Below are 14473 nucleotides of genomic sequence, written 5' to 3'. Positions count from 1 at the left end.
ACTATTTACCCTCCTTTATAAGTGGGAATCCCATTTCTTCTCTTTGTTTAACATATGCAGAAGAAACACTTCTTGCCATATTTCTTACTCTACCTATAAATGATGCTCTTTGACTTACTCCTACAGCACCTCTAGCATCTAATGTATTAAATGTATGAGAGCATTTTAAAACATAATCATATGCTGGTATTACCAAGTTTCTTTCTATAAGGTTAGTAGCTTCTTTTTCATATGTATCAAATAAATTAAATAACATATCCGCATCACATGCTTCAAATGCATATACAGAATTTTCATATTCAGCTTGCTTAAATATATCTCCATAAGTTAACTCATCATTCCACATTAAGTCATAAACACTGTCAACTTCTTGTATGTACATAGCAAGTCTTTCAAGTCCATATGTTATTTCTCCAGTTTCAAGTTCACACTCGATACCTCCAACTTGTTGGAAATATGTAAATTGAGTAATTTCCATTCCATCTAACCATACTTCCCATCCAAGTCCCCAAGCACCAACTGTTGTAGACTCCCAGTTATCTTCGACAAATCTTATATCATGTTCTTTTGGGTCTATACCAATTTGCTTTAAACTTTCTAAATATAGCTCTTGTATATTGTCTGGTGATGGCTTTAATATAACTTGGAATTGATGATGTTGATATAATCTATTTGGATTTTCACCATATCTACCATCTGCTGGTCTTCTAGATGGTTCTACGTAACATACTTTCCAAGGTTCTGGACCTAACGATCTTAAAAGAGTGTTTGGATTCATTGTTCCGGCACCTTTTTCCACATCATAAGGTTGCATCATGATACATCCTTGCTTAGCCCAGTAATTTTGCAATGTTAGTATCATATTTTGAAAATTCATGAGAGTACCTCCTATAAGCTTACGACTTCGTTTATCGTTTATTATTTGAAAAAGCCTTTCGTTTCTACGAAAGGCCTTTTATCAGTTCTTTTCTAACTTTTAGAATATCAAATTCTTTAATTTTTGTCAATGTGAATGCTAAATACTGACATTCTACTCATCTTTTTTATCTAGATTTATAGTTATACTTTCATCTTCTTTCATAAGTTCGTCAGTTATATCTTTATCATCTTTTTTATTATCTACTACAACATCTTTAACTTCTTTTGCTGTATTAGTTAACATTTGTTTTAGCATATTAAGTTTTTCTTCATTTAGTTCTCCTAAATCGACAATTGATCCATCATCTTCATTTTGAATCATTATGTTATATTTTCCTATAACTGCTGCCGATAAACCAACTAATGTAACTAATGGACCTAGTGCTAAACCTACAACACCTACTGTTAAAGGTATATTCATTACTACTTTTCCATTTTTTTCAACTATAACTCTTATCACACTACTTTTCTTTAAAAGTTCTTTAACTTGAACTTTTAAATCTTTAAGATCTTCATTATCTTTAGAAAATACTTGTTCTACTGTTTTTTTAGCTTGTTTTGTTTTACTTCCAAATCCTTTTTGTGATTCTAGTAAAATTACAGCTTCTATTACATCTCCATCACATTCTAGAAGAGCTTTTTTAGCATCTGCATAAGTTGCATTTGGAACTCTTTCTGTAACTGCATCTAACTTTTCTATACTTATATTGCTACTCACCCTTATCAACTCCCTTATTATTTTGTATGCTTTGTAATAAGTTTAATGATTTTAAATTCACATTGTCAACATAAATATTTAGATATTGTTTTAATATTTTACCTAACTCATAAGTTATATACTTTGAAACTTTCGCTTTACTGCACTGTAATATATCATTACTTAATATATATTCCATTAGTTTCAAAGTTGTTATATCAATATCTAAGTTATTTTCACTATTTTCACTACATATTTTGCACAATGTTCCACCTTCATACACATTAAAAGTAGGTTTGCCTAAATTCTTAGTGCCACATCCACAACATCTATTCACTACTGGCTTAAAACCTATATAATCTAAGAACTTTAATTCAAATGCTCTAGTTATATATTTTTTATCTACATCTGGTTGTGTATACAAGTGTAGAGTTTGGGCAAGTAGTATAAACAGCCTATTGTTAGTTTGATTCTCAAGAGTGGATCCCTCCACTAACTTAGTAATGTAAGTTGCGTACGAAAAAGCTTCTATATCATAAGAAATATCATAAAAACTTTTTATGATATCACTTTGACTTACTCTGTACATACTTCCCTGCTTTTTAAGAGTGTAGTTTGAATAAGAGAAAAGCTGCGAAGATGAAAGCAAAGAACTTTTATTTTTTTTCGCACCTTTTGCTAATGCAGCAATCTTACCAAGCTTTCTTGTAAACAAAGTTAATATTACATCATTTTCTTCGTACCTTACAGCTTTAAGTACTATCCCCTGGGTGTTCAATATTATCATAGTCGGTTTCTATCTCCCTCATATCTTCATTTTCTTGATGTAAACTTTTACAATCCTGTAAATACAGATAGGCTTCTATACTACCCGTCTTTTTAAAAACTTCCCAACATAAATTGTTCATTTTTAAAAAACCCCCTTCTTACGGTTATAATTATATTTTTAGTAAGAAGAGGGTAAATAATACATGAAGTTATTAGACAATTTTTGACAATAATATAGTAGTAATAAATATATATATAGCTATGCCTGTGATATCAAGGGCTGTAGCTATAACTGGAGCTGATATTATAGATGGATCTACATCTAACTTTTTGAATAAAACAGGCATAAATGCACCTATCATTGCTCCTAATATCATATTTATAAATAAAGATATCGATACAATTAAAACTATATTTATATCTTGTATAAATATATATGTTGCAATACCTACAAGTATTGAACATATTATACCCGTAATAAAGCCTACAATACCTTCTCTTATAACATTACTAAACTCTAAATCTTTATTAGAAAGAGCCATTACAGTTAATACTGACGACTGAGTTCCTATATTTCCTCCCATACCTATAACAACAGGTATAAAGAATACTAAAGATCTATAAGTTGGATTCATTACAAAATCTAAATTAGAAAGTATTAAACTTGATATTAATCCACCTATTAAAGTTATAGCAAGCCATGGTATTCTAGCTCTGACAGAAGAAAATATTTGATCTTTAGGAGTTGGATTTACTTTTTCAACGAACTCCCTTTCTTGTTCTGATGTACCTGCAAACTTATACATATCTTCACTTGCTTCTTCTTCCATTACATCAATTATATCATCTACTGTTATTATTCCTTTTAGCTTTTGTTGTCTATCTATAACAGGTATTGCTATTAAGTTATACTTCGATACCAGCCTTACAGCTTCTTCTCTATCTTCATCTACATAAACAGAAATAATATTTTCACTCATTAAATCTTCAACTATACTAGCATCTCGTGCAGTTATTAATTCCCTTAATGATAATACACCAACTAATCTTTCATCATTATCAACTACATATATATAATATATAGTTTCTGCATCTTGAGCATTTTCTCTCATATGCTTTATAGCCTGCTTAGCTGTCATATCTTTATTTATTTCTATATATCCAGTGGTCATAATACCACCTGTAGATTCTTCTTCGTAGATTAACAACTCTTTTACATCATCAGCATCTTCTTGACTCAAAAGCTCCATTATTTCTTCTCTTTCATCTTCGTGTAGCTGACTTAGTATATCTGCCATATCGTCTAAAGACATTAATTCTAATATGTTTCGTCTATGGTCTATGTCTATTTTAGATAATATAGTGCTAAAAAACTCCGCATCGCTTTCTTCTAATATTGACGCAGCCATATCTAGAGGAAGAACTTCAAATAACTTTATTTTCATATCTTCTTCTAGATGTTCCATAATATCAAAAATATCTATTATATGATATTCTTCAAGTAATTCTCTTAATTCTAATATTTTGTTGTTTTCTATTAATATCTTGACTTCACTTAATAAATCCTGGGAAGCATCTTGTTTCCTATCCATATAATCCACCTTTATTTTTCAGTATATCCAAAATTACTCACATAATTTTGTAGGTTTCTCCAGTTCTCTTTTACTTTAACCCATAACTGAAGATTCGCTTGAGATCCTAAAAGTAATTCTATGTCTTCTCTAGCTGATTTTCCTATTCCTTTTAACTTTCTTCCATTCTTACCTATTATTATACCCTTATGAGAGTCTCTTTCACAATATATAACAGCTGATATATCAACTATTTCTTTATCTTTTCTAGATTTCATTTTTTCTATTTCAACAGCAACTCCATGAGGAATTTCATCATGTACATAGTGTAGAACCTTTTCTCTTATTAGCTCTGATACTAAAACTCTTTCTGGTTGATCTGTTATCATATAATCAGGGAAGTATTTAGGACCTTCTTCTAGATAATTTTGAATTACTTTTAAAAGTTGCTTAACATTTCTTCCTTTTAGAGCTGATATTGGTACTATCTCTTTAAATACACCTTCAGCATGATACATTTTCATTAAATCAAATAAGTCTTGTTCTTCAATTTGATCCATTTTATTTATAACTAATATCACTGGAGTTTTTATACTTCTAAGATCTTCTATTATCATTCTATCTCCAGGACCTATTTTTTTAGACTCATCAACTACATATAAAACTACATCTACATTTTTGAATGCATCAGTAGCTGATTTTACCATAAACTCACCTAATTTATTCTTTGGTTTATGTATTCCTGGTGTATCTAAAAATACAACTTGGCACTCTTCATCTGTATGTACCGCTTGTATTGTATTTCTTGTAGTTTGAGGTTTATCACTCATTATTGCTATTTTTTCTCCAACTACATTATTCATAAGAGTAGATTTTCCTACATTTGGTCTACCTACTATACTAACAAATCCTGATTTAAACATTTTGTCATTTCTCCTCTATATTATAATCTTTCGTTATTTAATTTCCCTAAAATCGCTACCTGCAAAATAATTAGGTACTAAATCTTTTATTGTGCATTCATATATATCGCCTTTTGAATAGCCTGTTACTATCTTTATATCTATTCCAAATTCTAAAATCACCTGTCTGCATATACCACACGGATATGTAGGTTCATTTTTTTCTGAATTATCACTTGCTATTGCTATTTTATCTATCTCATTATCGCCTTCTGATATAGCCTTAAAAATAGCAGTTCTTTCAGCACAATTAGTCCCACCAAAAGATGCACATTCAACGTTACATCCTGTATAAACTTTTCCACTTTTAGTTAACAGGGCTGCTCCTACTTTAAAGTTTGAATACGGTGAGTGAGAATATTTTCTTGCATCTTCAGCTATCTTTAATAATTGTTTATTATCCATTATAATGTGCCTCCTATTTTTTATATAAGTTATATTATAATAAATATATAATAAATATTCTTATTTTCTCATTTTCTTATTACTTTTATTTAGTACCTTACATTATAACATAAAAAAGAAGTCTTGCAGACTTCTTTTTTATATAAGGTCTGCTAATTAATTCACATCCCCTTAAGTTTTTGATTTATTATCCAACTATTTTAAGTTGATATACTAAAAGCCCTATTAAAACTCCTAAAATAGCTCCAGCTACAGTCTCCCAAAACGTATGTATTTTACCCTCTATCCTACTTTGAGCTACAAGTACTGCCATTAAATAAGATAACGTTGATACTGTAAGGCCTGCTTCTATAAGCGTTACCAATGTAGCCATTGCAAATGCTAATGCTGCATGACCACTAGGCATACCTCCTTTTAGGGGTGTTCCAGTTGATGTTAGTGCTTTTACTACAACTACTGCTATAAGAACTAATACTATACAAATTAAAGTCACATGCAACTGAGATTGCCTAATTGTATATATTAATGAATCAGATATAGTAGTTAATTTATTATAAAATATAAGATATCCTACAGCAACTGAATTTAAAGTTGCTATTAGTACGCCTCCTGCTGCAACATCTTTTGCTATTTTAGCCAGAGGGTGATAAGTATCTGTTACCATATCTATTGTCTTTTCTATAGCAGTATTAAACATCTCAGATATTACAACTAAACTTATAGAAAATATTAGCATTATCATTTCAAGTCTATTATCTATAAAAAATAGACTTGCTAAAAGCACTATAACTGCTACACAATAATGTATTTTCATATTCCTTTCTGATTTAAAAGTATATAAAATACCTTCTATTGCAGCATTAAATGCTTGAATTATCCCCTGACGTGTTTTTTTTTGTTTCATAAAGCTTACTCCCTTGTTATGTTTAACTTGCTTAATATATATTCTTCCTTTTGTCTCATTTCTTTAGTATTTTCTTCAGTGTCATGATCATAACCTAAAAGGTGGAACATACTATGACAAACTAAAAAACATACTTCTCTTTCAAAGCTATGATTATAATCCATACTTTGCTCAAATGCTCTTTCTAAAGATACAACTATGTCTCCTAAAGAAACTTCTTCAAGCTCAATATCAAACTCATCTTCTTCACTTAACATAGGAAATGATAACACATCTGTTGGTCTATCTATTCCTCTAAACTCTTTGTTTAATTCATGTATTTCCTTGTTATCAACAAAAGATAAGCTTACTTCATAATCATCGTCATATCCTTCATAATCTAAACATTCTAATATTATATCTTTTATTTTTTCTATTAACTCTTCACTTACATCTAATTTATCTTGTCTATTATCTATTATAAATTCCATATTTACACCTGCTTCTTCCTTCGTAAAATTTATTCACTATTTATCTTCTTTTTTCTATAATTCTTTTTTAATCTTATGTTTAGCCTTTCTTTCTTCTTCTCTTTGATCAAACCTATCATAAGCTCTTATTATTCGTTGTACTAACTCATGTCTTACAACATCTTTATCAGTTAGCATTTTATGACCTATACCTTCAACTCCATTTAAAACACCTATGGCCTGTAATAATCCACTTTTTTTCTTATTTGGTAAATCTGTTTGAGTTAAATCACCAGTAACTACTGCTTTAGATCCAAATCCTAGTCTAGTTAAGAACATTTTCATTTGTTCAGGTGTTGTATTTTGAGCTTCATCCAATATTATAAATGCATTATCAAGAGTTCTTCCTCTCATAAAGGCTAATGGAGCTACTTCGATAGTCCCTCTTTCTAGATACTTATTAAACTTATCCGGTCCTAGCATGTCAAATAAAGCATCATATAAAGGTCTTAAGTAAGGGTCTACTTTGTCTTTTAAATCTCCTGGTAAAAAGCCTAAATTTTCACCTGCTTCAACTGCAGGTCTTGTTAATATAATTCTACTTACTTCATCTTTTTTAAACGCTTTTACTGCCATTGCAACAGCTAAATATGTTTTACCAGTTCCAGCTGGGCCTACTCCAAATGTTATATCATTTCTTTTAATTAAATCTATGTATTCATTTTGACCTAAAGTCTTAGGTTGAACAGGAGCTCCTTTTTTAGTAAGAATAATGGTATCTTCTAATTCTTTTATTTTAGATTCACTACCCTCTAATAATAGGGATATTGAATATACAATACTTTGCTTATCTAAATTTTTACCATTTGAAACAGTTTGATGTAGTTCTTCTATAAGTTTTATAGCTTGTTCTACATTTTTTTCCTCACCCATTAAAACAATATTTCCTTCTCTTAGTATGACATCTATTTTAAGGGCATCTTCTATTAGCTTTACATTTTCATCAAAGTTTCCAAATAGCTCTCTTTCGAATCTTTCTTCTGATACTATGAATTTTTTTTGTATTATCAATACCCGTTCCTCCTTAGCTTATCTATTGATTATTATTTTCTATATTATTTTGTTTATCATTTTTTTCTTCTTTTGGTTCAAATTCATTTCTTATATCATCTATCGGTCTCTTGTTAGGATTTTGAGGAATGGCATCCTCTCCCTCCTTAGGCTTATTTTGTTCTATGATTAGTTGTTCTGCTTCTGATTTACTTAAATTATATACTTTTGCTATATTCTCAGATGTTGTAGCTGTTATTCTATATTCTAACATATTTTTATTCACTTTATAATCATGTTCTACATTAACTATTCTTGCCGAAGCAGGTATTATATACTCTAATTCTTTTTGTGCTTTTTCAGATAAATCCTTTTTTAACTTTTCCTTATCTATCTTTATTTTAACCTCTTTAGTTTCATTAAATGTACTTACCTTTACTTTTATTGGAAATGTATAATTTCCTAAAGTTAATTTATGTTCTTTATTATCTATAGTATAGTTTTTATATTTTATATTTCTTCTTAATGTATGTTTTTTATCATAAAAACTTATAGTGTATACTCTTTTTTTATTACCTGTCTTCTCTTTTATAATATCTTCACAATTTGCACTTTTAGACACTTCATAAAAAGTACTTGCCCAAACTTCAGGTATCGATTTTGTATTAGATCCACTTACTAAGACATCTCCTTTTTGAACAATACTTCCAACTTCAGCGATCTGATTACCACTTCTTGGGATTACCTTTTCTATTATACCATTTTTCTTAGCAATTATATTACAATAATTTGATTTCTCTTTTGACTCTAAAGTCTCAGCTTTTCTCGTTACAGTTACAAAAATATTAGTTCCTTTTACGTTTATGGATATGTATGCTATATCATCAAATTTTAGCATCATATAGTCTCTTATTTCTTTTCTGTCTATATTTCTTTTATATACACCTGGTTTAAGTCCAACATTATAAAGTTCTTTTCTTATTTCTTCTTGCTTTATTCCCTCTGGAACTTTTATGTATATATCTGTTACAAACATGGATGTAGACATTAATAATAGCAGGGAAATAACTGCACAGATCCACATTCCTTTTAATTTATAAATTCTCTTTAGTACAAAAGGTATACCTGTTTTTTGTTTTACTTTAATATCATAGTTACTTCCCCTATACACCTGTTTAAATGCCCTCATATCACGTCTATCAACACAAAACTCAATTTTGATATTACTTGTTCTATTAACGTTATATATTCGTATGTTATTCCTTATAAGGTGATTTAAGAATTTTTCTATTCCTATCCCTTCTACTGTTATGACGTAGTATCCCCTGATATAACTTATCACTAGTATCTCCTCCTAATCCACATATTCTACAGTGTATATAATCCCTTTTATACCTATCTCCCCATCAGCTATATATTTTAATGAAAGTTTGTCCCCAGATATTTTAATTGATTTTACTTTAGTTTTAATTTTTATCAAATCAGTTTCATAAGTTATTATTGATAGATAGTTTTCTATACTTACAAATGTATTTCCTATGACTGTTACTGTAGGTTGGTTTACCTGTAGGTCAGTTGATATTTCTACCATACATATACCCCCTTAATATAATTTATTTAATACCTTTATAAATAATTACTATATTTTATAATACTCTTTTATTTAAATAAGTGTGTAAACTTATAATAATCTTTAGAATAAAATATCTATATATAAATATAATTTTTAGGAAAGGATGGTTACATGAAAAATATATTTTTTACTTTAGTACAAAAATGTATATGTTTAGATTTTCTAATTAATGCATTTATAAATTCAAATAATTATAAATCCTTAAATTTTTTAACTAGCATAAAGAGTGAAAATTTAAGGAATATAAAATTTTTATGTTATTTATATGAATACTCATTTGACGATAACTTAATTATAGATACTATAGATTCCTTAAAAATTTCTAAATGTCTTGAAGAAAACTTTGAGGAATTACTTCAAATAAATTTGTCTATATTATCTGACTTAAATTCTTTAAAGAAACTAACTTCAGATACCTATTCATTAAATTTACTAAATGCTCTTAGTTATAGTTATTTTAATTTTATATCTTCTATTCAATATTTTTCTCCATCTTCAAGTTCAAGAAATTTAATGTATAGTGAAGATACTATATTAAAAACAAGTAGCAAAAATAACATACGATTTTTTAACTTTATTGATGATTCAACATTTGAACATACCATACCATTAGATTTTGATTTTGTTAGACAGAGATCTATAGAATCTATAAATATCTTTTTCAATTTTGATTTTAATGATAATCCCATTATTGATGAATACTTTGAAATATTTTTCGACAATAATGATAAATATAAATTTTACCAATACTTCATAAAAACACAAAATAAAATTTTTAAAGTTCGTATATTAGATAATACCGCCAAAATATTTTATATATATCAATCTCTTCTATATGATATAAAATCATCTGCTCCTATAAGCAAAGAAGAATCAAAAACTCTCATAAATAAATACTTAGAAGAAAAATTCCAATTAGAATTTTATAACTTTACTCTTGATAAAGATTATATAAATACAACTACTTACAACGGTACTACTGAAAGTTATACGTTTAAATATAATTACAAAGACAATGTTGGTAAAGTTAATTTTAATAAAGGTTTTTATATTACAATTAACACGTTGAACTTAAATATAGAAGAAATATCACTATTTTAAAAACAAAAATACTGAGGATAACACCTCAGTATTTTTCATTTCTAAATATCTAGAAATCATGACTTATAAGTTATATATGTTTCAAAATATATATTTTTGATTATAAATCATGATTTTATTTATTAATTACCCAAATAAAATAATTTAATACAAACGCATATAAAAGCCATAATATATATGGAATATTTAAGTATGCGGCTTTTTTATCTATTTTAAAGAACTTTATAGTCATTGTAATTACTATTATAATTAATATTGCTAATGTTATTAATGATGTAAGTCTTAAATCAAATCCAAAAAACAATATACTCCAAATAAAGTTTAATCCTAGTTGCAACCAATAATAAAACATTGCATCTTTTACTTTAGGTAGCTCATATCCTTTTTTTAAAATTTTATAAGCTGATATTCCCATTAAAATATATAGTATTGTCCAAACTATAGGGAATACCATACTCGGTGGAGCAAAGCCTGGTTTTATTAATTGCGAATAATATGTAGATGTATCTATTCCTGCTATTAGTTGAGTAATTACACTACTTAAAAATCCAACAATTAATGGTATCAGTACACTTATCAAAAAATTTATAACTTCTTTTACTGATATTATCAATTTGTTCTCCCTCTCTTTCTCCTTTTGTATTTATTAATTTATTTAATTAATAAATATGTACAAGATTATAAAGGTATGACACTTTTTATTTTAGAAATGCAAAAAAACCTAGAGATTACTCTCTAGGTTTTTAATCTATTGTAAGTTAGCCTTAACTAACTCGTTTATTTGTTTTCCATCTGCTCTACCTTTTACTTTAGGCATCATAGCAGACATTATTTTACCCATATCTTTCATAGAAGTAGCTCCTAATTCAGATATAGTTTCTTTTACTATTTTGTTTAGCTCTTCTTCGCTTAACTGTTGAGGTAGGTACTCTTTTAAAACTTCGATTTCAGATTCCGTTTCACTCACTAAGTCTTGTCTATTAGCTTTTGCAAATTCTTCCAACGAATCTCTACGTTGTTTCATTTGCTTAGATATTATATCTATAATATCTTCATCATCAAGTTCAACTCTATTGTCAACTTCATATTGCTTTATAGAAGCTCTTATTAAAGTTACTACAGATTTTCTTACTGTATCTTTGTTCTTCATTGAAGACTTTAAGTCCTCTTGTAACTTTTGTTTAAGGGACATTCCCCTCACCTCTTTATTTCTTTTTTAACTATTTCTTAGCATTTTTTCTTCTTGCTGCTTCTGCCTTCTTTTTACGTCTAACGCTAGGCTTATCATAGTGCTCTCTTTTTCTAACTTCAGACATGATGCCAGACATTGCACATGAACGCTTGAATCTTCTTAAAGCGCTGTCTAATGTTTCATTTTCTCTAACTCTTACTTCTGACATTTCATTTTCCCTCCCTCCGATAGCGCGAATTATGCTGGGACTGTAACTACGATTATATCTGCATAAATGCATTACAACCTCACACTTTGTTTATTATAAACTAATCTTAAATTTTTTTCAAGTATTTTGTTTAATAACAAAGTTATTTTTTGTTTTTTTAGTTATTTAACTTGTGCTTCATATAATGGCAGCTTCTTTCCAGCTAAAATATGATAATGAATATGTTTAACTTCTTGGCCTCCATCTTCACCACAATTATTTATTATTCTAAAGCCAGCTTTATCAAATCCTTTATCACTTGCTATTTTATTAATAATGTTATGAATATGTGCTACTATTTCCATATCTTTTTCTGGTATATCTATTATACTTTCATAATGAGCCTTAGGTATAACTAGTATATGATATGGAGCTACTGGATTTATATCATTAAAAGCTAAAACTTTATCATCTTCATAAACTTTGCTACATGGTATTTCTCCATTTACTATTTTACAAAATATACAACTCATGTCTACACCTCCTTTTATTTATACAAAAGTTTTATTTCTATGCCCTATACTAAAACACCTTCTACATATTCATTTTTAACATCTAAAATTTTTGTTTTTAGTATCTGACCTTGAATATCTTTATCTGTTTCTACTACCACTCTTATATAATTAGAAGTTAGACCTTCATACCTATTTTGCTCTACACTTTGTTCAAATAGTACATCTAGTTCTTGTCCAACAAATTTACTTGCAAATTTATTAAAGTTTTCTTTATTTAAATTTAAAAGCTTATCACTTCTAAACTGCTTCATTTGTGGATCTATTTGATTATCCATTGTAGCAGCTGGAGTCCCTTTTCTTGGTGAATATTTAAATATATGCATTTGAGAAAGTTCGATGTCCCTTAAAAATTCATAAGTTTTATTGAATTCATCATTAGTTTCCCCAGGAAAACCTACTATTACATCAGTAGTTATTGCTACATTAGGTATATTTTCTCTTAAACGGTCTACTATTTCCTTATATTCTGTTGTAGTATATCTTCTATTCATTCTTTTTAAAGTTTCATCACATCCACTTTGAAGTGATAAATGATAATGAGGACATACTTTTGGCATTTTTGATACTTCATTTACAAATTCATCCGTAAATAAAACAGGTTCTACTGAACTTAATCTTATTCTTTCTATTTCTTCAACTTCATTTATTTCTTTTATAACACTTAATAATGTCATTTGTTCATCTTTTAAGTCTTTTCCATAAGATGCAACATGTATACCAGTTAAAACTATTTCTTTGTATCCATTTGAAGCTAGTTTTTGAACTTCTTCTAATATACTTTCTTTATTTCTACTTCTTACTTTTCCACCTCTTGCATAAGGTATTATACAGTAAGAACAGAATCTATCACATCCATCTTGTATTTTCATAAATGCTCTAGTTCTTCCGTTAGATTGGCTTATTTCAATTTCTTCAAAAGCTCTAACTTTCATTATATCGTCAACAGTACTAGCTTTTTGACTTGAATCAATTTTTTTAATTTCTTCTACTATTTGTCTTCTTTCATTAGTACCCATTACTAAGTTTACTTCTTCTATTTCAAGTATTTCTTCTGGAGAAACTTGAGAATAACATCCTACAACTGCAATTATTGCATCTGGATTTTTCTTTTTCATTCTTCTTATATATTGACGTGATTTTCTATCACTCATATGTGTTACGGTACATGTATTTATTACATATACATCTGCAAATTCTTCACTATCAACTTGAGTGTATCCTTCTTTTTCAAACATCTCAAGCATAGCTTCTGTCTCATATTGATTTACTTTACAACCTAATGTGTAAAAAGCTACTTTTTTCATTTATTCATTTCCTCCTAAGTCGCTTAATTCATATAGAACTATAGATGAAGCGACAACTGATGCTGTCTCGGTTCTTAATATTCTAGGACCTAAAGATACTGATTGACCACCAATTTCTTCTATTGCCTCTATCTCACTTTCGTCAAATCCACCTTCTGGTCCAACAAAAATACCTATGTTATTTATATCTACACCTTTTATCGCTTGCTTAATCGATTTCGTTCTTTCATTTTCATATGGTGCTATATTAAAATCATTTTCTTTCATTTCTAATAAAGCTTCCTTAAAACTTAAAATCCCTCTTAATCTAGGAATTTTACCTCTTTTACTTTGTTTAGCTGCTTCATAGATTATTCGTTCCCAACGTTCAAGCTTTTTATCTTCTTTTTTATCGTCAACTTTAGCTACACTTCTCTTAGTTTGAACTAATACTATTTCATCAACACCAACTTCAGTAAGTTTTTGAAGGATCATTTCCATTTTAGGACCTTTTGGTAATCCTTGGTATAATTTTATTTTTAAGTCTGATTCTCTTTTTATATCAACCTTTTGTAATATGTTTAATTCAACTATTGATTTATCTATATCAGTAATTTCACATATGTATTCATTATTATCATTATCGCATATTTCTAATTTTTCACCATTTTTGCATCTTAAAACTTTAGATATATGCTTTACATCTTCACCTTCAATGATGCAAGTATTACTTTCTAGATTTATATTTTTCTTTTCTACAAAAAATCTATCCATTTAT

General features: G+C 28.3%; 19 protein-coding genes. 1 reads left to right on the top strand and 18 read right to left on the bottom strand.

Going from position 1 to position 14473, the window contains the following annotated elements; genetic code table 11:
• Position 1 precedes the first annotated feature (1 nt).
• The 12 genes from glyQ to BLP75_RS09185 form a co-directional block, all read right to left on the bottom strand.
• Positions 2 to 877, bottom strand: coding sequence for a glycine--tRNA ligase subunit alpha (gene glyQ / locus BLP75_RS09240; protein ID WP_092725526.1), 876 nt, complete (start codon positions 875 to 877; stop codon positions 2 to 4).
• A gap of 153 nt (positions 878 to 1030) precedes the next feature.
• Complete coding sequence (locus tag BLP75_RS09235) at positions 1031 to 1636, bottom strand: DUF4342 domain-containing protein (protein ID WP_092725525.1); 606 nt, start codon at positions 1634 to 1636, stop codon at positions 1031 to 1033.
• Positions 1629 to 2402: a DNA repair protein RecO gene (gene recO, locus BLP75_RS09230; protein ID WP_092725524.1), complete on the bottom strand. Its 774-nt coding sequence runs from the start codon at positions 2400 to 2402 to the stop codon at positions 1629 to 1631. Before recO ends, BLP75_RS09235 begins: the two co-directional genes overlap by 8 nt.
• Positions 2368 to 2523: a YqzL family protein gene (locus BLP75_RS09225; RefSeq protein ID WP_092725523.1), complete on the bottom strand. Its 156-nt coding sequence runs from the start codon at positions 2521 to 2523 to the stop codon at positions 2368 to 2370. Before BLP75_RS09225 ends, recO begins: the two co-directional genes overlap by 35 nt.
• 72 nt (positions 2524 to 2595) lie before the next feature.
• A complete protein-coding gene (mgtE, locus tag BLP75_RS09220) occupies positions 2596 to 3975 on the bottom strand; it encodes a magnesium transporter (RefSeq protein WP_170139058.1) in 1380 nt (459 codons plus the stop codon).
• An 11-nt stretch (positions 3976 to 3986) separates the two neighbouring features.
• Positions 3987 to 4877, bottom strand: coding sequence for a GTPase Era (gene era, locus BLP75_RS09215; RefSeq protein WP_092725521.1), 891 nt, complete (start codon positions 4875 to 4877; stop codon positions 3987 to 3989).
• A 33-nt stretch (positions 4878 to 4910) separates the two neighbouring features.
• Complete coding sequence (gene cdd, locus BLP75_RS09210) at positions 4911 to 5321, bottom strand: cytidine deaminase (protein ID WP_092725520.1); 411 nt, start codon at positions 5319 to 5321, stop codon at positions 4911 to 4913.
• Positions 5322 to 5508: 187 nt separating this feature from the next.
• Positions 5509 to 6225: a diacylglycerol kinase gene (locus BLP75_RS09205; RefSeq protein WP_092725519.1), complete on the bottom strand. Its 717-nt coding sequence runs from the start codon at positions 6223 to 6225 to the stop codon at positions 5509 to 5511.
• A gap of 5 nt (positions 6226 to 6230) precedes the next feature.
• Positions 6231 to 6695, bottom strand: coding sequence for an rRNA maturation RNase YbeY (gene ybeY, locus BLP75_RS09200; protein ID WP_092725518.1), 465 nt, complete (start codon positions 6693 to 6695; stop codon positions 6231 to 6233).
• Positions 6696 to 6749: 54 nt separating this feature from the next.
• Positions 6750 to 7745, bottom strand: a complete 996-nt coding sequence (locus BLP75_RS09195) for a PhoH family protein (protein ID WP_092725517.1) — start codon at positions 7743 to 7745, stop codon at positions 6750 to 6752.
• A 22-nt stretch (positions 7746 to 7767) separates the two neighbouring features.
• Positions 7768 to 9066 (bottom strand): sporulation protein YqfD, encoded by a 1299-nt coding sequence (gene yqfD, locus BLP75_RS09190; RefSeq protein WP_092725516.1) that lies wholly within the window; start codon positions 9064 to 9066, stop codon positions 7768 to 7770.
• A gap of 12 nt (positions 9067 to 9078) precedes the next feature.
• The gene (locus BLP75_RS09185) at positions 9079 to 9315 is read right to left on the bottom strand and encodes a YabP/YqfC family sporulation protein (protein WP_170139057.1); all 237 of its coding nucleotides are present in this window, start codon (positions 9313 to 9315) and stop codon (positions 9079 to 9081) included.
• 153 nt (positions 9316 to 9468) lie between these two features.
• Between BLP75_RS09185 and BLP75_RS09180 the strand changes: the two genes are divergently transcribed.
• Positions 9469 to 10458, top strand: coding sequence for a hypothetical protein (locus BLP75_RS09180; protein ID WP_092725514.1), 990 nt, complete (start codon positions 9469 to 9471; stop codon positions 10456 to 10458).
• A gap of 115 nt (positions 10459 to 10573) precedes the next feature.
• Here BLP75_RS09180 and BLP75_RS09175 read toward each other — a convergent pair whose 3' ends face one another.
• From BLP75_RS09175 to BLP75_RS09150, 6 genes are all read right to left on the bottom strand, one after another.
• Complete coding sequence (locus tag BLP75_RS09175; RefSeq protein ID WP_092725513.1) at positions 10574 to 11071, bottom strand: TspO/MBR family protein; 498 nt, start codon at positions 11069 to 11071, stop codon at positions 10574 to 10576.
• 135 nt (positions 11072 to 11206) lie between these two features.
• On the bottom strand, positions 11207 to 11650 hold the full coding sequence (locus BLP75_RS09170) for a GatB/YqeY domain-containing protein (RefSeq protein ID WP_092725512.1): 444 nt from the start codon (positions 11648 to 11650) through the stop codon (positions 11207 to 11209).
• Positions 11651 to 11678: 28 nt separating this feature from the next.
• Positions 11679 to 11858, bottom strand: coding sequence for a 30S ribosomal protein S21 (gene rpsU / locus BLP75_RS09165; protein WP_021125460.1), 180 nt, complete (start codon positions 11856 to 11858; stop codon positions 11679 to 11681).
• Between the two features lie 161 nt (positions 11859 to 12019).
• Positions 12020 to 12370 carry a histidine triad nucleotide-binding protein gene (locus tag BLP75_RS09160; protein ID WP_092725511.1) on the bottom strand — a complete coding sequence of 117 codons (351 nt, stop codon included), beginning with the start codon at positions 12368 to 12370 and terminating at the stop codon, positions 12020 to 12022.
• 44 nt (positions 12371 to 12414) lie between these two features.
• On the bottom strand, positions 12415 to 13716 hold the full coding sequence (mtaB, locus tag BLP75_RS09155) for a tRNA (N(6)-L-threonylcarbamoyladenosine(37)-C(2))-methylthiotransferase MtaB (RefSeq protein WP_092725510.1): 1302 nt from the start codon (positions 13714 to 13716) through the stop codon (positions 12415 to 12417).
• Positions 13717 to 14469 (bottom strand): 16S rRNA (uracil(1498)-N(3))-methyltransferase, encoded by a 753-nt coding sequence (locus BLP75_RS09150; protein WP_092725509.1) that lies wholly within the window; start codon positions 14467 to 14469, stop codon positions 13717 to 13719.
• Positions 14470 to 14473 lie beyond the last annotated feature (4 nt).

This window comes from Romboutsia lituseburensis DSM 797, from assembly GCF_900103615.1.
GTDB lineage: Bacteria > Bacillota > Clostridia > Peptostreptococcales > Peptostreptococcaceae > Romboutsia_F > Romboutsia_F lituseburensis.
Note: the sequence above shows the minus strand (reverse complement) of the source record. Positions and strands in the feature narration are given on the sequence as shown.